This is a genomic window from Vibrio sp. S457-15 (assembly GCF_000960545.1).
Classification (GTDB): domain Bacteria; phylum Pseudomonadota; class Gammaproteobacteria; order Enterobacterales; family Vibrionaceae; genus Vibrio; species Vibrio parahaemolyticus.
Genome location: NZ_JYOQ01000005.1, coordinates 179,596 through 201,606 on the forward strand (window position 1 = coordinate 179,596; position 22,011 = coordinate 201,606).

The following is a 22,011-nucleotide window of genomic DNA, read 5'->3' on the forward strand; positions in this document are numbered from 1 at the left end:
AATTTACTGAACAAATGTATCCAAAAACGCCTACTTTTCATAGCGCTTTTGTTGGCTATTTGCGTCTAATTTAGCCAAGTAATCTAACTTTTCGCCGATTTTGGTTTCTAGACCGCGATTTGTCGGCTGATAGTACTTACGATCTGCCATTTCTGGTGGCAAATATTGCTCACCCGCTGCATAAGCACCCGGCTCGTCGTGAGCATATCGATATTCTGCGCCATAGCCCATGTCTTTCATCAGACTGGTGGGTGCATTACGCAAGTGATGCGGCACTTCATATTCAGGCAAGTTATGTGCGTCAGTGAGCGCTTGTTTCCAAGCAACATAAACGGCATTACTCTTTGGAGCGCACGCGAGATAAACAATTGCTTGAGCAATCGCACGCTCACCTTCTGCTGGACCAACGCGTGTAAAACAGTCCCACGCGGAGAGTGCAACTTGCATGGCTCTAGGGTCCGCATTGCCGACATCTTCCGATGCTATCGCAAGTAATCGACGGGCAATGTAAAGTGGATCACAACCTGCAGCTATCATACGAGCAGCCCAATACAAAGCGGCATCTGGGTTTGATCCACGAATAGATTTGTGCACAGCAGAGATCAAATCGTACCAAATGTCGCCTTTATTATCGAAGCGAGAGACTTTCTCCCCGGCTACTTCAGCAAGCAGTTTGAGTGTTATCTCTTTTTCACCCTGCGCATTGTCCTCTGCCATATCGTAGAGAAGTTCAAGGTAGTTAAGCGACATGCGAGCATCGCCGTTCACCAACTCAGCTAGACGGTCTAACACATTATCAGCAAAGTTCGCTGGCGTATCGCCTAGGCCTCGTTCTTTGTCGTTAATCGCTTGATTTAGTGCGAGTGAGATCTCTTCTTTATCCAGTGAAGTCAGCTTGTAGACTCGAGCACGAGACAACAATGCGTTGTTAAGTTCGAAAGACGGGTTCTCTGTCGTTGCGCCAATAAACGTTACGGTTCCATCTTCAATATGTGGTAAGAACGCATCTTGTTGCGATTTGTTGAAGCGATGGACCTCATCCACAAACAAGATGGTGCGGCGACCCGCCATTTTGTTCTCGCGCGCTTTTTCGATTGCAGCTCGAATCTCTTTCACACCGGACGTCACCGCAGACACGCGTTCAACTTCCGCATTGGCGTAATTAGCAGCGACTTCCGCTAACGTGGTTTTACCTGTACCAGGAGGCCCCCAAAGGATCATTGAGTGGACATGGCCAGCCTCTAACGCGCGACGCAGGGGTTTACCCGGGCCAAGAATGTGTTGCTGACCGATGTACTGCTCAATAGTTTGCGGTCTCATACGAGCAGCAAGGGGACGAAAATCTTCGTCCCCCGAGAAATCTAATGTGTAATTACTCACTACCTATTAATTCCTTTGATCGTCCACTTCCACGCCTTTTGGAACTGTGAACGTAAATCTGTCTGCTTTTGGTTTGCCAAGCTTAACATTACTGAATGTAAAGAGCCCTTTCTGACCATCTTGCTCGATGACGTTAAAGCCTTTCACTACGCCTTTCGCGTCAATATTGATCTGGAACTGACCTTGAGTAGAGTCTACTGCGGTTGGGATAAGCGTAAATTCATTCCCTTTCTGGGAGATCTTATAATTATCCCAATCACTTGCTCTGTTGCGAGTTAAGAGCACAAATGGTGTTTGCTCGGTCGCTTGCTCTTGCCAGTAAATGCTGACTTGCTCAATAAACGGGCTGTAGTACCACAAAGTTTTACCGTCTGAAACCAACAAGTTCTCATCTGGGAATGTCGTGCTCCAACGGAAAAGGCTTGGACGAGCGATTTCAACCGTGCCTTCCCCTTCCATGACCGTTTCCCCTTCTGGGCTGATCACTTGCTGAGAGAAATCGGCACTGAAGCCTTCATTCATCGCGAGGCGTTTGTTCAGTTCATCTTTTGGAGAGGCTGCATTTGCAGCAGAGAAGAAAGAAATGCTTAAAACTAGCGCTGAGAAAAGTTTCGCTGAAAATCGTTTTTTCATTCAGATACCTATCAGAGGGTCAAAGACCTAAAGTTACTCACCTCAGTTGGACTAAGGTGAGTAAAACAAGTTCATTAATCTTTTGGTGGCGCAGGAGCCAAGACTTCACGGTTACCATTGTGACCCGGCGCACTCACGATGCCTTGAGCCTCAAGCTGCTCGACAATTCGTGCGGCACGGTTATAACCGATTTTGAAGCGACGCTGTACACCAGAAACCGAACCACGGCGCGACTGAACCACGTGCTCAACCACCTGATCAAACAATGGATCCATCTCTTCATCTGATTCCATTTGTTCGCCCGGAAGCAAACTTTCTGGGCCTTGGTCACCACTGATGATTTCATCGATGTAGTTTGGCTTACCTCGCGCCTTCCAGTTGTTCACCACAGCATGTACATCATCATCCGACGCAAATGCGCCGTGAACACGAATCGTATGGCTAGAACCTGGAGGCAAGTACAGCATGTCACCCATACCAAGTAGCGATTCCGCGCCGCCTTGGTCAAGGATAGTACGCGAGTCCGTCTTCGTTGATACAGTAAACGCCACGCGTGTTGGAATGTTTGCTTTAATCAGACCTGTAATAACGTCAACCGATGGACGCTGAGTTGCAAGAATCAAGTGAATACCAGCCGCACGCGCTTTCTGAGCCAAACGAGCAATCAGTTCTTCAACCTTTTTACCCACAACCATCATAAGGTCGGCAAATTCGTCAACAACAACGACGATGTATGGCAATTTCTCAAGCAACGGCGGTTCTGTATCCATACTGTCGCCTTCTTGCCAGAATGGATCGTGAATTGGGTGGCCGGCTTCAGCTGCCATCTTCAACTTCTCGTTAAAGCCTTTCACGTTACGCACACCCAGTGCCGACATCAGTTTGTAACGGCGTTCCATTTCACCCACACACCAACGTAGAGCATTGGATGCGTCTTTCATATCAGTAACAACTTCGGCAAGAAGATGAGGGATACCTTCGTAAATAGAAAGCTCCAACATTTTCGGGTCGATCATTATGAAGCGTAGATCTTCTGGAGAAGCTTTGTAGAGCATACTCAAGATCATGACGTTTACACCGACCGACTTACCTGAACCTGTCGTACCCGCAACAAGTACGTGAGGCATTTTAGCGATGTCAGCAATGACAGCTTCACCCGCGATATCTTGACCAAGTACCACCGTCGTTGGCGATTTAGCTTGCTCAAATTGAGGGCTGCTGATGACGTCTGACAGATAAACCGTCTGACGACTCATGTTTGGCAACTCAAGACCGACATAAGGTTTGCCTGGAATCACCTCTACAACACGTACCGCCATCGCAGATAGAGCACGCGCCAAGTCCATAGACAGACCAGAAATTCGACTTACTTTCACACCTGGCGCCAAATCGAGCTCGAATCGAGTGATGACTGGGCCTGGGTAAATGCCGACTACGTCAGCTTTAATTTTGTAGTCTGCAAGCTTGCTTTCGACTAAACGCGCGACTTGCTCAAGCGCTTCACGATCGATGAAGTTTTCACGTTTTTCCGGATGGTAAAGCAATTCAAGTGTTGGCAGCGGCTCTTCTGGCACTGGTAAATTCTGTTCTTGCTTCATCAAGAATGGGTTTTGCGTCGCGGCAACTTTTACTTGCGCACTGGATACCATGCTTTGGAATGCGGCAACATCTTGATCGCCATCTTGCACTTCCTCAACCTCAACTTCTTGTGGCGCTGGTTCAAACGCTACACTCGGTTCAGGTGCCTGTTCTGGTTGAATTTGAGAAACCGATTGTGGTTGAACCATCGGTTGAGGCTCTGGTGAACGCGACTGAGGTTGAGGAGCAACATATGTCTCCTCTTCATCTACTACATCAAAATCAGAGATGGTTGGTTCAATATGTTCACTTGGCTCAGCGTGGTCGGTAATGTCATCAAGCGCACGAGTGTCAATAACAGGCTCTTCGTGTGGCGTTGGTTCCACATGGAGTTGCTGTTCTTGCTGAGCAGCAAACTGTTCATACTCTTCATAGCTTGATTCTCGTTGAGGCGTATCGTGTTCAACAACCTCTTCATGCTTGGCTTGCACCTGTTCTTGATAGACTGCGTTTGTATCCGCATAAGATTGGCTTGTTTGTTCTTCTGACGCCCAATCATCTGCTTGCTGCGCTGCAGCTTCCAACTCTTCGATGGTTACATTTAGCTGCTTGGTACGCTCAACCATTGGATCCACGTTATCTGTGCTGACCGCTTTAAGTTGTGGTTCTGGTTCAACATACGTTGGCGTCGCATTTACTGCCGCAACTCGTTGAGTTTGGGGCTCTGGCGTCGGTTTTACCGTAGACGTTTCTGATTTGGCTTGCGGCATATATATAGGATATTCGTGTACTGCCGCTTTCTCTTTTGGCTCTTCAACTTCGTAAGCCGTTAAGTGAGGAAGCGTCTCGTCGTCTTGTTGATCGTCTTCAACGTGTTTTGTTGATACTTTATCCTCAACAAACTCATCAAGCTGAGGCTCTAGCGTCTCTTGCTCTGAACCTCTGAACTTATTCGCGATGGCAGCCAATACCGCTAACGAGCGATCACCAAGCCATTCGACGATGTTCAGCCAAGAAATCCCCGTAAACAGAGTAAAACCAGCCCCCCACAGAAATAGAAGGACGAGCGTTGTACCCAGTACATTCAACGTCGGCAAAGCAAGGCTTGATAAAACATCGCCTACTACACCGCCCGATGAGAAGTACCAAATATCATCGAAGTTAATATCGGCAAGGCCGCAACTGGTCATGATAAGAACGGTTAGGCCCAGTAAACGGGTTCCCCATAGCATAAAATCAATTGGCTCATCTTCCCCTCGCTTACGACAAATCACCCACGCAGCCGCAGCCAGTAGGAAAGGGATAGGATAGGCGAGAGAGCCAAAAGTGAAAAATAGAGTGTCGGCAAGCCATGCGCCAAACAGGCCACCAGCGTTATCGATCTCCCCACCCCATGCAGTTTGGGACCAAGATGGATCAGCTGGACTAAAGGTAAATAGTGCTACAGCGAGCAATACCGAGCTAAGAACGCCAACGATAAAGCAGCACTCTTTTAAGCGTTGGAAGCCATTTAAGCGTGAAGACTGAGGCTCTTCACTAGTTTTAATGATGGTTTCGACTTTCTTTGCGTTCTCTTTGAACATAAATCAACTTGAATATGGAAATGAAATAGGAATTTGCAAAACATTCCGAGCGGCATCAAGCCGCTCGGTAAATTGATTTAACCATATCAAAGAGAAAAACCCAATTACTCTATGGCGAAAGCGGAAGCATATACCGCTTTCTTTGCAAGAAATTAACGAGTTTTAATCACAAGCTGGTTAGATTGTTTCACTTCTTCCATAACTACGTAGGTGCGAGTGTCATTTACGCCAGGTAGACGTAGTAACGTATCGCCAAGTAGTCGACGGTAAGCACCCATATCAGATACACGGGTCTTTAGAAGATAGTCAAAGTCACCTGAAACTAGATGACACTCTTGAATGTCGTCTAGCTTTTGAACAGCTGAGTTAAACTGTTCAAACACATCTGGCGCACCACGGTTTAACGTAATCTCAACGAATACCAGTAGTGATGCATCTAGGAACTGCGGATTAAGTAGCGCAGTATATCCTGTGATGTAGCCTTGACGCTCTAAGCGACGCACACGCTCCAAACATGGCGTTGGAGAAAGTCCTACACGTTTTGAAAGCTCAACGTTTGAAATACGACCGTCTTTCTGCAGTTCATTAAGAATGTTGCGGTCGATACGGTCTAGTTCCTTGGACGGCTTTTTATAGTTGTCTGCCATTTTTTATTCCACCTTATTACTTCCTTGCAAAAAAATATACTACAACTTTTTAATATTTGGTGCCAAATTTTACAAACCTATAACTATACTAGTTACAAATTCGACAATAACACCCTACAAATAGTTTTTACAACCATTATAGAAAGAGGATACAGGATGATCATTGGCGTACCTAAGGAAATCAAGAACCACGAATACCGTGTGGGTATGATCCCTGCTAGCGTGAGAGAACTCATCTCACATGGCCACCAAGTTTTAGTTGAGACCAATGCAGGTGCCGGCATTGGTTTTTCAGACGATGATTACATCGCCGTCGGCGCATCCATTCTCCCTCATGCTGCAGACGTTTTCGCGCAAGCAGACATGATAGTAAAAGTAAAAGAACCCCAAGCAGTTGAGAGAGCAATGCTCCGCGAAGGGCAAATTTTATTTACTTATTTACACCTAGCACCAGATTTTCCACAAACTGATGAGCTAATCAAGAGCAAAGCTGTCTGTATAGCCTATGAGACTGTAACAGATAATATGGGTCGTTTGCCACTGTTAGCACCAATGTCAGAAGTGGCAGGTCGGATGTCTATCCAAGCGGGTGCGCAAACGTTAGAAAAATCACACGGTGGTCGTGGTTTACTTCTTGGCGGCGTACCTGGTGTTGAGCCTGCTAAAGTCGTTATCGTTGGTGGTGGTGTCGTTGGTGCAAACGCAGCTCGTATGGCTGTTGGCCTTCGCGCAGACGTAACAATTCTTGACCGCAACGTAGACACTCTGCGTAAACTGGATGAAGAATTCCAAGGGCAAGCGAAAGTCATTTATTCTACAGAAGACGCTATCGAGAAGCATGTTCTAGAAGCAGACCTTGTTATTGGTGCAGTTCTAATCCCAGGCGCGGCAGCTCCGAAACTTGTAACAAAAGAGCATATTGCTAAGATGAAGCCAGGCGCAGCAATCGTTGACGTAGCTATCGACCAAGGTGGTTGTTTCGAAACATCTCACGCGACAACACACGCCGAGCCTACTTACGTGGTTGATGATGTCGTTCACTACTGTGTAGCAAACATGCCTGGTGCAGTTGCACGTACTTCAACTTTCGCATTGAATAATGCCACTCTCCCTTACATTGTGAAACTTGCAAACAAAGGCTATCAACAAGCTCTTCTGGAAGACAAAGGCTTCCTAGAAGGTCTAAACGTGATTCACGGTAAAGTCACTTGTAAAGAAGTTGCAGAAAGCTTTGACCTTGAATATGTAGATCCTGAACAAGCTATCGCCATGTTCAACTAACAACAAAATTAAGCATTTTTGTCACGTTTTGTTTACAAAAGCCCACAGTAAAGTGGGCTTTTTCATATAGTTGATTTAGATATAAAAAATAACTAATTCTTATATGCACAAATTAAAATATTTCTCGGCGTAACTGATTTAGGGCAAAACTCTGCCAATCTAACACGATAACCACGTTCTTCAAGATAAAGCACTTTGTCTAATGCGAGCCAGATCTCCAAAGGTCGCTGAAAAACCAGTTGCACTAAGCTCATTCTTTCCATATGCCAAAAACGTTTTATTGCCCGCTTTTCAAACTCGGCAAAGTCAATCGCTTGGTTAATCTCGATACCTTTTTCTTTCGCAGCCCAGAGACACAATGCCTCAAAACCATCACTTAACTGTGATTTTCGAATGCTTGGCACGGGTTGATACTCATCAACTCCCAAAATCTCACGTGTCAGTAAATCAAAACCAAGCCTGAATACCATCTCTTGTTGACGATGGCGACGCACACGTTCACCGCCTGTCACCGTCTGTTGCAATGGAATGCGCAGTTCATGCTTAGACAAAATGAGTTCAGACGCTCGCACTGATTGGGATAACGCTTGGTAAGTCTCGCTTTGAATCAAATGATAACAGCAAGGTGAAATCGTCATCGCCTCGATGCCGGCTTCACTTCCATATTCCATCAACCGAACATGAAGGTCACCACAAGCATGCAGTGCGACAGCATGTTGCGTCGGTTTGAATACTGCCTTGGTTTGAGGATCAAACGCGTCACCTTGGATAAAGGTCATTTTCCAATGATGTTCATTCGCGGCTTGTTGGCCGGAGTCGCATAACGCTTGTTGATATTCAAAACTGGTCACTGGTTGATCGGTTTGCGTGGTTAAGATCCGACCTAAGTATCCTTTACCCGAGCACCACTCTAACCATTCCTCACCTTGATGAGATTGAATCGCTGCCTCCCCCATCGCTGTGATCTGTTCTAGCTTGCGCCCTGGGATTCCACTGTCTAACCCTCTTTCTAGCGCTAGGCCATCTAATGCCACCGGCTCTAACTGTGTATGCCTAAGTAAGGATGGTAAATCTGGCAAAAACACACTGATTTCATCCAACGCAAGGTCTGAGTCAGCTTTGAGATTTTCTATTTGTGAGGGAGAAAGCGATTCTAACCATTGGCAAAGCTGAGGGTGCATTTCCTGCCAAGGTAATGATGGTTGAATGCTGCTTTGAAATGGCTCGAATCGCCATAATGGTTGATTCTCAATTAAGCAGTCATTAATAAATTGAAATTGCGTTTGCATAGCTCCCCCTACAATTTGGGATGGATTGTAGGGGGAATCGTAACTTGAATGAAGTGTTATCTTACCGGAAGCTCGATGTCTTTAAACATCTCTTCAATTTCAGCATTCGACTTAAGAGAAATCGCCTGTTCTACAACAGGGCGCGTTAAGTGCGGTGCGAAACGCTCCATAAAGTCAAACATGTAAGAACGCAGGAACGTGCCACGGCGGAAACCAATACTGGTTGTACTCGCACCAAACAAATGGCTCGCATCAATAGCAACTAAATCGCGGTCTTGCTCTTCATCGACGGCCATGCTCGCAATCACACCAACACCGATACCCATGCGCACATACGTTTTAATCACATCCGCATCGGTTGCAGTGAACACGACTCGCGGCGTCAAACCTTCACGGTTGAAAGCGGTATCTAACTCAGAGCGACCAGTAAATCCAAACACATAAGTCACCAAAGGATAAGCAGCTAAATCGTGAATAGTAACTAAGTCTTTCTTCGCCAACGGATGATCTTTTGGCACCACAATAGAGCGATTCCAGTGGTAACAAGGCAACATGATAGCATCTTGGTAAAGATGGAGAGCTTCTGTCGCAATCGCAAAGTTGGCTGTACCTTTTGCAATCGCTTCAGACATTTGAGAAGGCGTACCTTGATGCATGTGCAAAGACACTTTCGGGTAACGTGCCGTAAAACCTTTGATGACATCAGGCAATGCATAGCGCGCTTGAGTATGGGTTGTTGAAATATTTAACGTGCCCATTTCAGGGTGAGTATGCTCGCCCGCTACCGCTTTGATGCTCTCAACTCGAGCAAGGATTTCTTGGGAAATACGAACGATCTCTTCACCTGCTGGTGTCACTTGCGTTAAATGTTTACCACTTCGTTCGAAGATCTGGATTCCCAGCTCATCCTCTAGTAAACGAACCTGCTTACTAATACCAGGCTGAGAGGTGTATAAACTCTCTGCCGTCGCAGAAACGTTTAGATTATGGTTCACAACCTCAACAATGTACTTCAGCTGCTGCAGTTTCATCGTAATCCCTTACTCATTCACGAGATAATAATGTCATAACTAAATTGACTGCTCTTACGAGCGATATAATGATTAGTTATAACGCGATCACAACGAAATGAACAGTAATTTCTAACATATAGCTGATAACCTTAAGCAAAGAAACAATATGCACAATGTTGAGCTTATAAAAACATCGATTTTAGTGATGTTGGTTCTATCAGTAACGAAAACGTGGGTGAGGCAAAATAATCAAACAAATAAGGTGCCGAGTAAGATAAGATTCATGTATTCTTGAACGCTAGCCGTAGAAAAGTAAAAGCAGACGCAAAGATATGAATATTGGTTTAATAATCGCTTTGGTAGCCATCCTACTGGTATTAATCCTAGGCTATAACATCATGTTGCAATACAAGGTTAAAGTTGAAACCGCCAAAAGGCAGGAATCGGCACGCTATGTTGCACTTATTGATGGCACTGAAGAACTGATTGGTCACGCACACCATATTCCTTTTAGTAAGGAGCTTCTGCTGTGCCTATACAATCGTATTCTTGATGCACTAGAAAGCATGCATGAGCTTGACCCGAAAAATAAGCAGCTCACTCAACGCATAGAGAATATGAAGCAGCAAATCGGACAGCTAAAAGAAAACGGTCCGACTGGTGAAAGTACCTCTTTCAAAATGCCAAGCAGCGATAAGCAAGCCATCGTGATGCTTAAGCTGGTTAAGCGCCTGCGTGACACCGTTCGAAACGAGCACAACAAAGGCCGATTAGACACCCAGACTTACGTAACCGAAAATGCGCGTTTGGAAACGATGCAAATTCGCATCAACATCGAAAACGTGATTAAGCGAGCGAACGATTCCATTGCTCGCGGCCAACCGGGCACTGCGCTACAACTGCTTCGCAAAGGTATCGATGCGCTGAGTACAAAAAGCGATCCGTACTCCATCCAAGCAAAACAAAAGCTTGAAGAGATGCTTGGCGACTTAGACAAAAAACGCCAAGACAAAAGCGATGCAGAAATGCAGCAAATGGCAGACAAAGAGCGTGACAACGACATGGAAGCACTCTTCGGCGAGAAGAAAAAGTGGTAATATCCCCACCAGCTTTTCGCCCTATCCGATTAAAGGCTGCGTTTGCAGCCTTTTTTCTATCCAGATTTCCGTTTTACTCATGCTCTGGATGAACCAAATTTGAACGTAACGTACTAAAAATAAAATGATTAATCTCGACGCCTATCAAGATCTTCTTGCTCCTATCAATCAATTTCTGCAATGCAGCACACCCAACGAATGGGTTGAAGAAGCAAAGAAACCAGAAAACTTGCAAACCATTTTATTGGATCACTTACTGTGCGAGCTGAAAGCAGGTCAGTCAGCCATGTTCTTGATCCGCAAATACGCAGTAGATAAAGACAGTTCACATGCCTTACTTGACTGGTTCAAACCATATGAAGATTTCGCTTACCGAAAAATCGGCTCATTAGAGACATTAAAAGGTAAGAGCAATATTTCGAAAGCCATCATGGCAAAATCGGATTCGCCGTATAGCCAAGATCTGATCGATAAAATGGTTCTCTTGATCAAAGAAGAATTACATCACTTCTATCAAGTACTGGAAATCATGGAGAGCCGTGGCGTGGAATACAAAAACATTCCCGCAAGCCGCTACGCAAAAACGCTGATTTCACACATGAAGACTCATGAGCCTGAGGCGCTTATCGATAAGCTCATTATCGGCGCTTACATCGAAGCTCGCTCATGTGAACGTTTCGCCAAACTTGCGCCGCACATGGATGAAGACATTGCGAAGTTTTATATTTCCCTACTCCGCTCTGAAGCACGTCATTATCAAGACTACCTTGTACTGGCTGAGCAGATTGCAGGCAAAGATATCAGCGAGCGTATTGCATACTTCGGCCGTATCGAAGCTGAGCTGATTTCAACCCCCGACGAAGACTTCAAGTTCCACAGTGGTATACCTGCTTAGCTGTGCTAAACCGTCACTAAAAAGCCAGATGTGAGTCTGGCTTTTTTGTTTTAAATCTCACCATTTCAACCTACCCCTCAGTCTGTAAAAACCGCGCCTGTAACTTCATTTTGTTTACAACTCAGTTAGAACCAAGGTCACAAGTAGCGAACTATTTTCATCGAACCATAAGCTGTCATCCATCTTTAACGCTCGAGTAACATTTATAAATAAGAATGATTGCTCTAACACAAATCATGGATAAACAAGATGAAATTTTCGCAGTGGAGTCTTTTGCTAAGCACTTTAGTAGCATTGCCGAGCTTGGCTGATACGGACGTATACCTCACCAATAACTCAGACCAACCATTAACCATTCAGGTCAAACACGATGGCAGTGATCTGCTGCAATACGGAGAAGAATGGCAGCAACACGTGGAAGTATTAGGCCCTTGGGAAACAAAGCCCGAACTGAGTTTTAATCGTTGGGAAGGGGTGAAATCGGGTCAGAACTATCGCTTTGAAACTGTCGTATCTAACCCGCAAGGTGAAAGCATTACACTCCACCAAGTCATGGAAGGACATTGGTACAACTCGACCATTGAGTACGGTTTGTCAGCCGCCGACGTGAACTTGGCATTAAAAGACGATCGCACGATTCATCGTTCAAATACCGAGGCGTTTGGCTCTCGCAGCGCAGAGCTAGCATTTAAATCGGATAGCACCGCGCGTTATGACGATTTGTACTACACCGTCACACCAAGCAAAGTGGATGAAGCCGTCGATAACAACGAGCAAAATCTCAAATTGATGACTTACAACATTTGGGCCTTGCCTGCGATTGCGTCGCATATTGGTGAGCGTTACGAGTTAATTCCCGATTACATAAAAGGCTATGACGTACTGGCATTGCAAGAGGTTTTTGCTAGTGGTCGTGATGCATTTTTACGTGAGCTTGCAAAAGAGTACCCATACCAAACGAAGATGTTGGATAAAGATGGCTTCAACGTTTACCACGGAGGCGTAATCATTGTGAGTCGTTACCCTATCGTCAACGAGGCACAATACGTGTTCCCAGATTGTTCGGGTACCGATTGCTTCGCTGATAAAGGCGTAAACTACGCAGAGATCATCAAAGGTGGTCAGGCCTACCATGTTTTTGCTACACATACCGCATCTTTCGATACTGATACAGCGCGTGAGTATCGTCAGCGTCAATTTCAACAAATGCGCACTATGGCGCAGTCTCTCAACATTCCGAACAACGAAACGGTCGTGTACAGTGGTGACTTTAATGTAAACAAGCTGAAGTTCCCTGGAGATTACCAGCAGATGATCGCAAACCTAAGTGCGATGGAGCCTCAATACTCTGGCTATACAGCGTCTACGTTCGACCCTCGTATCAATAACTTCGCAGGCGAAGCACTATCTGGTGGCGAAAATGTGGAATACCTCGATTACGTCATGGTGAGCAACGAATATGGAGTGAAATCGTTTAACGACAACCGTGTTGATGTTCCACGTTCAACGGCTGAGGGGCTGTGGAAACATTACAACCTGTCGGATCACTTCCCTGTCAGCGCCGTGATCAAGCCATGAAGCTCAGCTTACTAATCACTGTGTCCGCCGTTTTGGCGGGCATAGTTTGGTTTTCCGTCAATGTCGACGAGCGCGATCAATTAACGCAGCTTTCTTCGGAGTTGCAGGATAAATCAATCACATTGGTTGATAGTGATTCGACGCCACCCCTGCGCCAAAGCAGTACACAAAAGTCCAATTCAAAATCAGACAACATGCCCACTGAGACTCAAGATCTTGCAGAGCGACTAAACCGTTCTAAAGGTCGAGCATTGAAAGCAGAAATCGAGACGTTTTGGCACACCTGTATGTCCGAGCTCAATTGCGAATTCAAACTTAATGAACTAGCTACAGATTTGTCTGCAGAGCGTTTTAATTTGTTAGCGAACTACCATCAACTCGATGATCTTTGGCAGCAAAGCATTGGCAACTTGTTGTTTGATGAGCAGCAACCGCTCGCCTCTCGTGTCGCACGATTAAAATCCGAAGCGAGAAAGATTTGGGGAGAGCTCGCCGAGGTGATTTTCGCCGATGAGTTCGCACTTTACGACTTCAGCTTACAAGCCGAGCAACTTGACGCCGTATCGGCTCAAGATTACGTGAAAGCATTCGAGGATTTAATCACCGAATGGCAGGGGAACGAAAACGCCTTGGGGTTAGACAGCAACCAAACAAAATATGAACGAGCGGTGGCTCTGATCCCTGCAAGTGTGAAGGGGTTCGAGAGACAAACCTTGATTCAAGAATTACAGAAAAACTATCTGTCTGAACAAGAAAGCAACCAAATCCGCACTCGTGAACAACAAATAGCAAAACAAAAGCAGCAAGTTCGCAGTTATCAAACCGAGCTAAAACAGCTCGAATCCAGATTGGCAACGCAAAGAGCCACCAGCCACGCGAGTTGGTCTGAATCTGACTGGCAGCGTTACTATCAACAAGAGATAGCGAATTTTCGTCGCGAGTTCTTTGCTTCATAAGGTGCGCATACAAAAAAGGCACGTAGCAGGTTAGCTTTCGCGCCTTTTTACTTTGTGCTCCCGAACCTATTTCAGAACAAGTTCAAGCCAAACACACTCTTAACATCGGATAAAACTTGTTCTGTTTTTTCTCGAGAGACTTGGCTGCCATGTTTAAGAATCTCGATAAGTTGCGCTTTGTCGTTCAAATACAACGCCCGTTTCTCTCGAATCGGACGCAGCATTTCTTGAAGGCATTCTTCCAATACTTTTTTCGTGGTTCCATCTCCTAGCCCGCCACGGCGATAGTGCGCTTTGAGTTGCTCGACATGCTCTTTGTCAGAGTGAAAAGCATCGAGATAAGTGAACACAATGTTGCCTTCTACTTGACCAGGCTCTTCGATGCGCAAATGGCTTGGGTCGGTGTACATGGATTTCACTGCAGCTGAGATTTCCTTTTCAGTCGCCCCTAAGTTTATGGCATTGCCCATGCTTTTCGACATTTTATTTTTGCCATCAGTACTCGGTAAACGTGGCGCATCACTAAGCAACGGACGGCACTCTTTTAGGATCTCTTGTCCGCCAAGGTGGTTAATCTTTCTCACGATTTCATTCGTTTGCTCAAGCATTGGTAATTGATCATCCCCAACCGGAACAAGTGTAGCGCGAAAACCCGTTATATCAGCGGCTTGAGAAATTGGGTAAGTCAGGAACCCTGCAGGAATTGAACGCTCAAAACCTTTGCTTTGAATTTCATTTTTTACGGTTGGGTTACGCTCTAAGCGAGCAATGGAAACTAAGTTGCTGTAATACATCGTCAATTCTGCGAGGGCTGGCAGCTGAGATTGCAAACAGATAGTGGTTTGAATGGGGTCGATGCCAACTGCAAGGTAATCTGCGACTACGTTTAGAATGTTCGAAGATACCTTTGAAGGATTGTGCGCGTTATCGGTCAGGCCTTGCATATCGGCGACCAGAATGGTTTGGTCATGCTCCGATTGTAATGCCACACGCTGTTGTAACGAACCGATGTAATGACCAAGGTGTAAAGGCCCTGTAGCTCGGTCCCCCGTGAGAATGATTTCGCGTTGTTGATGCGTTTCTTTGATGTTCATGGTTATCTCCTAGTCAAAATAGATCGCTACTGGAGATAAAAAGACAAGACACTCTTCGCTACCTTCCAGCAGCGTAAGAATTCCGCTCCGCTCTACATAGAGCGCCACCAGAAAAAGTATGATGATGAAGGTGTGAAGAATAAGTTCATGCGTCTTAAGCTAACAGGGACTAAGACAATGCTCAATCCCAATGTGAAGAAAATGCAGTGTGTGAAAATTTGCCCGATTACATCGGCAAGGACATTGCGATAACGAGAACAGCACCAAATACCGAACCAGAAACAAATGCACATAGAACGGTTTTGTTGTGTTTACTTTTCATCGATGGACTCCTATTTATCACCACCAGAGCCGCACAAGGAATGAGCACGGCTCAACTTCATTTCACTTGTCGGCGCTGGAGTTCTGTTTTATCTCCAGTGCGATAAGTCGGAGTAGTAAAACAATATATGCAACCTTCGACCAGTCGAGCTTGGTCAAACTGAGATATTAGGCTCATATCGGAATGCAACGTACATCCTAATCAACATAAGAATAAAATTTCATCGCTTCCCTATTCCCCGCCCCCTAGTTTGTGGCTTAATAGCGAAACAATAATGACTTTTTTCTTTTTTGCTGCGGATACTTACATGGATTCTGTTTTACATCAGTTGCAATTCTCTTTGTCGATCACCGGCCCCATCTGCTTAATGTTGGTGCTTGGCGTTATCTTTAAACGGTTTGGTCTCATCAACGATAACTTTATTGAAATAGGCTCTAAGCTGGTTTTTAAGGTCACGCTGCCAGCCATGTTGTTTGTCAGTATTGTGGCTTCTGAGCATGATTTTTCTGCCGCCAGTGGTTTCATCAACTACGGCGTAGTCGCGAGCATTCTGTTTTTTATTTTCACCTACATATCCGTTTCTATTCTGTTTAAGTCTTCTCCCGATCAGGGCGTGTTGATTCAAGGTGGGTTTCGCGCCAACACTGGCATTATCGGCATTGCATACGTTGCGAATGCTTATGGTTCACAGGGTGTCGCATTAGCTGCTCTGTATGTCGCCATCACCACCTTTATCTACAACGTTCAAGCGGTGATCTGCCTATCACCCAAAGGCGCTACGTCTGCCTCTCAAGCAGCAAAAATGATGGGAAGAACACTGACGAAGAACCCGCTTATCATCTCCATCGTTTTAGGTATGCTTTTCTACTTGTTGTCGATTCCGGTTCCAAATGTAGTCATTGATGCGGGTAACTATCTGTCGAAAATGACGCTGCCGCTCGCATTGTTATGTACAGGCGGGTCGTTGGATTTTAGTTTGATGAGAAAGGAAAAAGGCCCGTCTTGGTTTGCAAGCAGTTACAAGTTGATTGTCGCCCCAGTGTTGATCACGTTAGGCGCGTATTTTGTTGGTTTTCGAGGTATTGAATTGGGGATTTTATTCTTCATGAACGCCTCGCCCGTTGCGGCAGCGAGTTACGTCATGGCCCGCTCAATGGGAGGAAATGCGGTACTGGCAGCCAACATTATTGCTTTGACAACCGTGCTTTCAACCGTCACCTGCACGTTCGGTATTGTGGTTCTAAAATCGTACGGTTTGATCTGAAAAATGAAATAAAAAAGCCTCAGAATATAGCTGAGGCTTTACAAAAAGGCTTAGATTTAACGCAGAGAAAACGCTTAAGAATTATTGGCTAATGTCATTTTCCTTACCAAACGAAAAAACTCTGCCGACTCATCTTCTGATAAACAAGAGAAGAATTCGCGCTGCAAGTTCCTCATTATTTGATGAACTTTCTTTATCGTTGCTTCACCTTCTTTCGTCAAACTGAGCATTTTCAGTCGTTGGTTCGCCTCACTCTTCGAAACGCACACAAAACCACGTTTTTCCAAGTTATCGACCATGCGCTTTGCAACGCTTCGTTCGGTCAAAACGGCATCGGCTAACGCTTGTTGACTCATTGGCTGAAACTCTTCTAACGCTGCCAACGCACTGGCCATCTCTAAGGTCATCTGATTTTGACGACATAACTCTGCTTGCGCTCGGTTGCGATACATCCGTTGCATCACCCCAGAGACAAACATTGGGCTTTGATCCAAAACGGAGATAGGTGAAATTTTTTGCTCTTTCATAGCCGCCTATTTAACTTATGGCTTCATGTTATGCTTTCTGACCTTTTTATGAGGAATTCGAAACGTGATCACTCTTCCTAGGCTTGATTCAAAATCGGTGGCGTATTAAACCATCGAGTTGAAAGCATAAACAAAGAGCGCTTACGCGCCCTTTTATTATGTTTATTGTTATTAGTATAACTCAGTTAAGCTTACGAAGTCTTACTCCGACTTTTCCGTTGCTGGAGCGAGTTCTTGAGATCGCTCTTTCTGCGCTTCTTTTTGGGCACGGCGATCAAACAAACGCTCTACCACAACAAAGAACACCGGAACAAAGAAGATACCAAGCAAGGTTGCACTGATCATGCCGCCAAGCACACCAGTGCCTACCGCGTTTTGACCAGCAGAGCCCACGCCAGCACTGATTGCCAACGGAACCACACCCAAGCCAAACGCCAAGGACGTCATGATGATTGGACGAAGACGTACACGCACCGCGTGCAGTGTAGCTTCAATCAGACCTGCACCTTTCTCGTAATATTCTTTCGCGAACTCAACGATCAAAATCGCGTTTTTCGTAGCCAGACCCACTGTGGTTAACAAACTCACTTGGAAGAACACGTCGTTGTCCATTCCACGACCAAGTACTGCGAGCACAGCGCCTAATACGCCCAAAGGTACAACCAACACGACCGCAAGCGGTACAGACCAGCTTTCATACAACGCAGCAAGTACGAGGAACACGACCAAAATGGACAACGCATACAACATTGGAGCTTGGTTGCCAGACAAACGCTCTTCATAAGAGATGCCGTTCCAGTTCACCGTAAAGCCCTCTGGTAACTGCTCAACCATCGCTTCAATCTCAGCCATTGCTTCACCCGTACTGACACCTGGAGCTGCACCACCTTGAATGTTCATCGCGGCTAGGCCATTAAAACGTTGAAGCTGTGGTGAACCATACGTCCATTCACCACTTGCAAACGCCGAAAACGGCACCATTTCACCTTGCGCATTGCGTACATACCATGAGTTAAAATCTTCTGGCTGCATACGGAACTCTGCGTCACTTTGCACCATCACTTTTTTAACGCGACCACGGTCAATGTAGTCGTTGATATACGCTCCACCCCAAGCGGCGGATAGGATTTGGTTCACGTCGTTGATGCTGACATCCAGCGCGCGTAATTTAACGTGATCTACATGCACTTGGTACATTGGCGCATCAGATTGGCCATTCGGACGAACACCAACTAATTTTGGATTCTGCGCTGCCATTCCCAGTAATTGCCCTTGTGCGGCAACTAATGCTTCGTGACCAAGGCTCAGGGAGTCTTGTAGATAGAAATCAAAACCCGTTGCGTTACCCAACTCTTGGATGGCTGGAGGTGCAAACGCAAATACCATGGCTTCTTTGATGGTTGAGAAGTAACCCATAGCACGGCCTGTCAAAGATGCAGCATCCGAACCTGGTGCTTCGCGCTCAGACCAATCTTTCAAGCCAATAAACGCCATACCCATGTTTTGACCTTGACCAGCAAAGCTAAAACCAGCCACGGTAAACACGGATCTCACGTTGTCTTTTTCTTCTTCCAAGAAATAGCTACGCACTTTATCGAGTGTTTTTTCTGTCTGCTCTTGAGTCGAGTTCGGCGGCAAGATTGCCATCGAGAACACCGTACCTTGGTCTTCATCTGGTAGGAAAGACGTCGGCAGATTCATAAATAACCAACCCGCACCAGCGCTCATTGCCACAAACACCAACAACATGCGCCCAGTGCGTTTTAGTAACTTGGCTACACCAGCCTCATAACCTGCAGTCATCGAATCAAATTTACGGTTAAACCAACCGAAGAAGCCTTTTTTATCCGTAAATTCAGCGTCGCCTTTTTTCAGTAACGTAGCACACAGCGCTGGTGTCAGGATGATCGCAACCATAACTGACAACGTCATCGCAGCAACGATGGTGATCGAGAACTGACGGTAAATTACCCCGGTCGAACCTGACATAAATGCCATAGGGACGAATACTGCCGATAGGGTCAAACCAACACCAATCAACGCGCCAGTGATCTGCCCCATCGATTTCTTAGTAGCCTCTTTTGGATCGAGCCCGTCTTCGTGCATCACGCGCTCAACGTTTTCTACCACAACGATGGCGTCATCCACCAGCAAACCAATCGCCAGAACCATCGCAAACATCGTCAGGGTATTCACGCTGAAGCCAGTCGCGTAAAGAATGGCAAACGTACCCAAGAGTACAACCGGAACCGCAATCGTCGGGATGATCGTTGCACGGAAGTTCTGTAAGAACAGGTACATAATCAAGAACACCAACACAATCGCTTCCAGTAGCGTTTTCACTACTTCTTGAATCGATGCTTCTACAAACGGTGTTGTCTCAAATGGATAAGCGACTTTCAGACCGTCTGGGAAGTTTTCACTTAACTCTGCTAAACGCTCTTTGACTGCAGCCGCCGTTTCCAGCGCGTTCGCACCTGTACCAAGTGAAATACCTAAACCAGACGCCGGCAAACCGTTGTACTGACCTTGAATATCGTAACTTTCTGCTCCGCGCTCAATACGAGCAACGTCTCTTAGATAAACGTTTGCACCGCTCGCATCTGATTTCAAGATGATGTTTTGGAACTCAGCCACACTGCTTAAACGACTCGCAGAAGAAATCGTCGCGTTAAGCAGTTGACCTTTCTGCGCAGGTGCTGCACCCAATTGACCAGATGACACTTGCGCATTCTGCTCACTGATCGCATTTGCAACGTCAATTGCCGTCAGGTTGAACTGAGTCAGCTTAAACGGGTCAAGCCACACACGCATCGCATATTGAGAACCAAAAGCCTGTACTTGACCCACACCCGTCACACGGCTGATTGGGTCTTGAATGTTGGTTACAACAAAGTCGGCAATGTCGTTTTGTGTAAAATCTGGATCGTCAGAATAAACCGCCACCACCATCAAAAATGAGGTGTTAGATTTGTTCACCACAATACCTTGGCTTTGCACTTCCATAGGAAGCGAAGTCAACGCCAATTGCAGTTTGTTCTGCACTTGAACCTGCGCGATATCAGGATCGGCTTCACTATCAAAAGTCAGTGTAATGGTCGCATTGCCGAAAGCGTCACTGCTCGAAGACAAGTAACGTAGGTAATCCAGGCCTGTCATGTTTTGCTCGATAACCTGCGTGACAGAGTCCTCTACCGTTTTAGCAGAAGCACCAGGATAGCGCGCGCTGATGGTGATCGTGGTCGGCGAAATGGTTGGATATTGCGACACTGGCAAGTTGAACAAGGACATGATCCCTGCAAGCATGGTCAGAATCGCCAGTACCCAAGCAAAAACCGGACGATCAATAAAAAATCGAGCCATGATTATCCCTGCTCTCCCGTTTGGATGGTGACTGGGCTACCCGGACGCACCTTTTGCAAACCCGCTGTAATGACTTGATCACCGGCTTTTAATCCATCAATGATTCGCCATTGGTTGTCTATAACTTCAGCCGTGATGACTGGCGTAATCGCAACGGTATTATCAGCACTCACCGTCATCACCGAAGCTTTGCCTGTTGCATCGCGAGTCACGGTGTTTTGCGGGATCAAAATCGCGCTAGGGTCAACACCAGTAATCACGGTCGCACGCACGAACATGCCCGGAAGAAGTAAACCATCAGGATTTGGGAATTCCGCACGCAAAGTCACGCTTCCCGTACTTTCATCTACGTTAACTTCCGTGAACTTCATTGTGCCTTTGTGCTCGTATGTCGAGCCATCTTCAAGCGTCAATGCAACTTGCGCAGATTGATCTTCTTGCATGTGGCCTTGAGAAAGCGCCGCTTTTAGTCGCAGCAATTGAGCAGAAGACTGAACGATATCCACGTTGATCGGATCAAGTTGTTGAATCGTCGTTAGCTTGTCGGCTTGGTTTGCCGTAACCAACGCTCCCGCAGTCACATTTGACTTGCTGATCACGCCACTGATTGGCGCTTTCACACGGGTATAAGTCAAATTGATCTTTGCAGTATTGATCTTCGCTTTGGCTACGAGCACTTGCGCTTTCGCTTCTTTGTAAGCCGCTTCTGCTTCATCCAGATCTTGTTGACTGATCGATTTCTTGGTAATCAATGCGCGGTAACGTTTAACGGTTGCAAACGTCGATTCTTCAGAAGCTTGCGCACGAATCAGCTCCGCTTCTGCACTAAGCAAATCCGCTTGAAATGAAGAGTCATCAATTTGATACAACGACTGACCTTTTTCCACAACGCCACCTTCAACAAAGTTACGTTCTGAAATAATGCCCGTTACCTGTGGGCGGACTTCCGCCTCTTTAAATGCACGGCTGCGGCCCGGCAACTCAACCGTCAAAGCTTGTCGAACAGGTTCAACCGTCAACACATTCACTTCGGTTGCAGGAGCGGCGCCACCACCTTGCTCAGTTCCTTCTTGGCTTGGTTGACATCCCGCCATAAACAGGCTCGATGCAATCAGCAGCGATAGCGTAGTTCTACGTCTCATGAAACATCTCTCTTATTTTGCAAGCCCTACAAATATCCAATTCAATGCGTTCTGAATGGCTCGATTATGATTAGTGGATATGCATTTATCCCAAACAAATTAGTTAGAATGATAATTGCCCAGTGTTGTATATACAACAAAATTTACGTTTCAATACGCTTGTCGAATGCGTTTGTTGTAAAGGTGCAATAGAACTCTCAGATTTGAAGATATTGTGTTGGAAATCACACTTTTCTGTGTACAAGTTGGCGGGTCAAAAAGTGAGTAATTTGATGATAAAAACGGCGAGTGTTTGTACAGAATTTGGGGTTCAAGTCCAGATTTAATTGATTAAATCCAATTGGCGAAAAGCTACGTTAAACATCAGCT

At 45.9% G+C, this 22,011-nt stretch carries 16 protein-coding genes; 6 read left to right on the forward strand and 10 right to left on the reverse strand.

The annotated features are described in order from the left end of the window. Positions 1–30: 30 nt before the first annotated feature. From UF05_RS01085 to lrp, 4 genes are all read right to left on the reverse strand, one after another. On the reverse strand, positions 31–1,320 hold the full coding sequence (locus tag UF05_RS01085) for a replication-associated recombination protein A (protein ID WP_021447448.1): 1,290 nt from the start codon (positions 1,318–1,320) through the stop codon (positions 31–33). Positions 1,321–1,386: 66 nt separating this feature from the next. Then, entirely contained in the window at positions 1,387–2,013 is a 627-nt protein-coding gene (gene lolA / locus UF05_RS01090; RefSeq protein ID WP_005460060.1) for an outer membrane lipoprotein chaperone LolA, read from the reverse strand. A gap of 74 nt (positions 2,014–2,087) precedes the next feature. Then, on the reverse strand, positions 2,088–5,174 hold the full coding sequence (locus tag UF05_RS01095) for a DNA translocase FtsK (RefSeq protein WP_045546143.1): 3,087 nt from the start codon (positions 5,172–5,174) through the stop codon (positions 2,088–2,090). A gap of 152 nt (positions 5,175–5,326) precedes the next feature. Then, positions 5,327–5,821, reverse strand: a complete 495-nt coding sequence (gene lrp, locus UF05_RS01100) for a leucine-responsive transcriptional regulator Lrp (RefSeq protein ID WP_005378234.1) — start codon at positions 5,819–5,821, stop codon at positions 5,327–5,329. 156 nt (positions 5,822–5,977) lie between these two features. Between lrp and ald the strand changes: the two genes are divergently transcribed. After that, positions 5,978–7,102: an alanine dehydrogenase gene (gene ald, locus UF05_RS01105; RefSeq protein ID WP_005459904.1), complete on the forward strand. Its 1,125-nt coding sequence runs from the start codon at positions 5,978–5,980 to the stop codon at positions 7,100–7,102. A gap of 92 nt (positions 7,103–7,194) precedes the next feature. Here the strand turns inward: ald and UF05_RS01110 are convergent, their stop codons facing one another. Both UF05_RS01110 and cysB read right to left on the reverse strand, forming a co-directional pair. Next, the gene (locus UF05_RS01110) at positions 7,195–8,391 is read right to left on the reverse strand and encodes a methyltransferase (protein WP_045546144.1); all 1,197 of its coding nucleotides are present in this window, start codon (positions 8,389–8,391) and stop codon (positions 7,195–7,197) included. A gap of 56 nt (positions 8,392–8,447) precedes the next feature. Next, positions 8,448–9,422 carry an HTH-type transcriptional regulator CysB gene (gene cysB / locus UF05_RS01115; RefSeq protein ID WP_005459882.1) on the reverse strand — a complete coding sequence of 325 codons (975 nt, stop codon included), beginning with the start codon at positions 9,420–9,422 and terminating at the stop codon, positions 8,448–8,450. A 314-nt stretch (positions 9,423–9,736) separates the two neighbouring features. Here cysB and UF05_RS01120 point away from each other — a divergent pair, with 314 nt between their 5' ends. The 4 genes from UF05_RS01120 to UF05_RS01135 all read left to right on the forward strand — a co-directional run bounded on the left by UF05_RS01120 (position 9,737) and on the right by UF05_RS01135 (position 13,930). Beyond that, complete coding sequence (locus UF05_RS01120) at positions 9,737–10,501, forward strand: hypothetical protein (RefSeq protein WP_045546145.1); 765 nt, start codon at positions 9,737–9,739, stop codon at positions 10,499–10,501. A 124-nt stretch (positions 10,502–10,625) separates the two neighbouring features. After that, positions 10,626–11,396: a tRNA isopentenyl-2-thiomethyl-A-37 hydroxylase MiaE gene (gene miaE / locus UF05_RS01125; RefSeq protein ID WP_045546146.1), complete on the forward strand. Its 771-nt coding sequence runs from the start codon at positions 10,626–10,628 to the stop codon at positions 11,394–11,396. Between the two features lie 249 nt (positions 11,397–11,645). Continuing rightward, a complete protein-coding gene (locus UF05_RS01130) occupies positions 11,646–12,974 on the forward strand; it encodes a sphingomyelin phosphodiesterase (protein ID WP_045546147.1) in 1,329 nt (442 codons plus the stop codon). Further along, positions 12,971–13,930 carry a hypothetical protein gene (locus UF05_RS01135; protein ID WP_045546148.1) on the forward strand — a complete coding sequence of 320 codons (960 nt, stop codon included), beginning with the start codon at positions 12,971–12,973 and terminating at the stop codon, positions 13,928–13,930. The genes UF05_RS01130 and UF05_RS01135 overlap by 4 nt, the downstream gene beginning before the upstream one ends. Positions 13,931–14,001: 71 nt before the next feature. On the opposite strand, the gene trpS is transcribed toward UF05_RS01135, so the two are convergent. Then, a complete protein-coding gene (gene trpS, locus UF05_RS01140) occupies positions 14,002–15,024 on the reverse strand; it encodes a tryptophan--tRNA ligase (RefSeq protein WP_045546149.1) in 1,023 nt (340 codons plus the stop codon). A 629-nt stretch (positions 15,025–15,653) separates the two neighbouring features. On the opposite strand from trpS, the gene UF05_RS01145 reads away from it, so the two are divergent. Next, a complete protein-coding gene (locus tag UF05_RS01145; RefSeq protein ID WP_021453486.1) occupies positions 15,654–16,610 on the forward strand; it encodes an AEC family transporter in 957 nt (318 codons plus the stop codon). A 74-nt stretch (positions 16,611–16,684) separates the two neighbouring features. Here the strand turns inward: UF05_RS01145 and UF05_RS01150 are convergent, their stop codons facing one another. From UF05_RS01150 to vmeA, 3 genes are all read right to left on the reverse strand, one after another. Continuing rightward, positions 16,685–17,137 (reverse strand): MarR family winged helix-turn-helix transcriptional regulator, encoded by a 453-nt coding sequence (locus UF05_RS01150; RefSeq protein WP_005477958.1) that lies wholly within the window; start codon positions 17,135–17,137, stop codon positions 16,685–16,687. 201 nt (positions 17,138–17,338) lie between these two features. Then, complete coding sequence (gene vmeB, locus UF05_RS01155) at positions 17,339–20,500, reverse strand: multidrug efflux RND transporter permease subunit VmeB (RefSeq protein ID WP_005477950.1); 3,162 nt, start codon at positions 20,498–20,500, stop codon at positions 17,339–17,341. 2 nt (positions 20,501–20,502) lie between these two features. Next, positions 20,503–21,642 carry a multidrug efflux RND transporter periplasmic adaptor subunit VmeA gene (vmeA, locus tag UF05_RS01160; RefSeq protein WP_017448300.1) on the reverse strand — a complete coding sequence of 380 codons (1,140 nt, stop codon included), beginning with the start codon at positions 21,640–21,642 and terminating at the stop codon, positions 20,503–20,505. Positions 21,643–22,011: the final 369 nt, after the last annotated feature.

Excerpts from the sequence above, each read along its gene's own strand:
- UF05_RS01085 (WP_021447448.1), bottom strand. The coding sequence starts at position 1,320 with ATGAGACCGCAAACTATTGAGCAGTACATCGGTCAGCAACACATTCTT.
- lolA (WP_005460060.1), bottom strand. The coding sequence starts at position 2,013 with ATGAAAAAACGATTTTCAGCGAAACTTTTCTCAGCGCTAGTTTTAAGC.
- UF05_RS01095 (WP_045546143.1), bottom strand. The coding sequence starts at position 5,174 with ATGTTCAAAGAGAACGCAAAGAAAGTCGAAACCATCATTAAAACTAGT.
- lrp (WP_005378234.1), bottom strand. The coding sequence starts at position 5,821 with ATGGCAGACAACTATAAAAAGCCGTCCAAGGAACTAGACCGTATCGAC.
- ald (WP_005459904.1), top strand. The coding sequence starts at position 5,978 with ATGATCATTGGCGTACCTAAGGAAATCAAGAACCACGAATACCGTGTG.
- UF05_RS01110 (WP_045546144.1), bottom strand. The coding sequence starts at position 8,391 with ATGCAAACGCAATTTCAATTTATTAATGACTGCTTAATTGAGAATCAA.
- cysB (WP_005459882.1), bottom strand. The coding sequence starts at position 9,422 with ATGAAACTGCAGCAGCTGAAGTACATTGTTGAGGTTGTGAACCATAAT.
- UF05_RS01120 (WP_045546145.1), top strand. The coding sequence starts at position 9,737 with ATGAATATTGGTTTAATAATCGCTTTGGTAGCCATCCTACTGGTATTA.
- miaE (WP_045546146.1), top strand. The coding sequence starts at position 10,626 with ATGATTAATCTCGACGCCTATCAAGATCTTCTTGCTCCTATCAATCAA.
- UF05_RS01130 (WP_045546147.1), top strand. The coding sequence starts at position 11,646 with ATGAAATTTTCGCAGTGGAGTCTTTTGCTAAGCACTTTAGTAGCATTG.
- UF05_RS01135 (WP_045546148.1), top strand. The coding sequence starts at position 12,971 with ATGAAGCTCAGCTTACTAATCACTGTGTCCGCCGTTTTGGCGGGCATA.
- trpS (WP_045546149.1), bottom strand. The coding sequence starts at position 15,024 with ATGAACATCAAAGAAACGCATCAACAACGCGAAATCATTCTCACGGGG.
- UF05_RS01145 (WP_021453486.1), top strand. The coding sequence starts at position 15,654 with ATGGATTCTGTTTTACATCAGTTGCAATTCTCTTTGTCGATCACCGGC.
- UF05_RS01150 (WP_005477958.1), bottom strand. The coding sequence starts at position 17,137 with ATGAAAGAGCAAAAAATTTCACCTATCTCCGTTTTGGATCAAAGCCCA.
- vmeB (WP_005477950.1), bottom strand. The coding sequence starts at position 20,500 with ATGGCTCGATTTTTTATTGATCGTCCGGTTTTTGCTTGGGTACTGGCG.
- vmeA (WP_017448300.1), bottom strand. The coding sequence starts at position 21,642 with ATGAGACGTAGAACTACGCTATCGCTGCTGATTGCATCGAGCCTGTTT.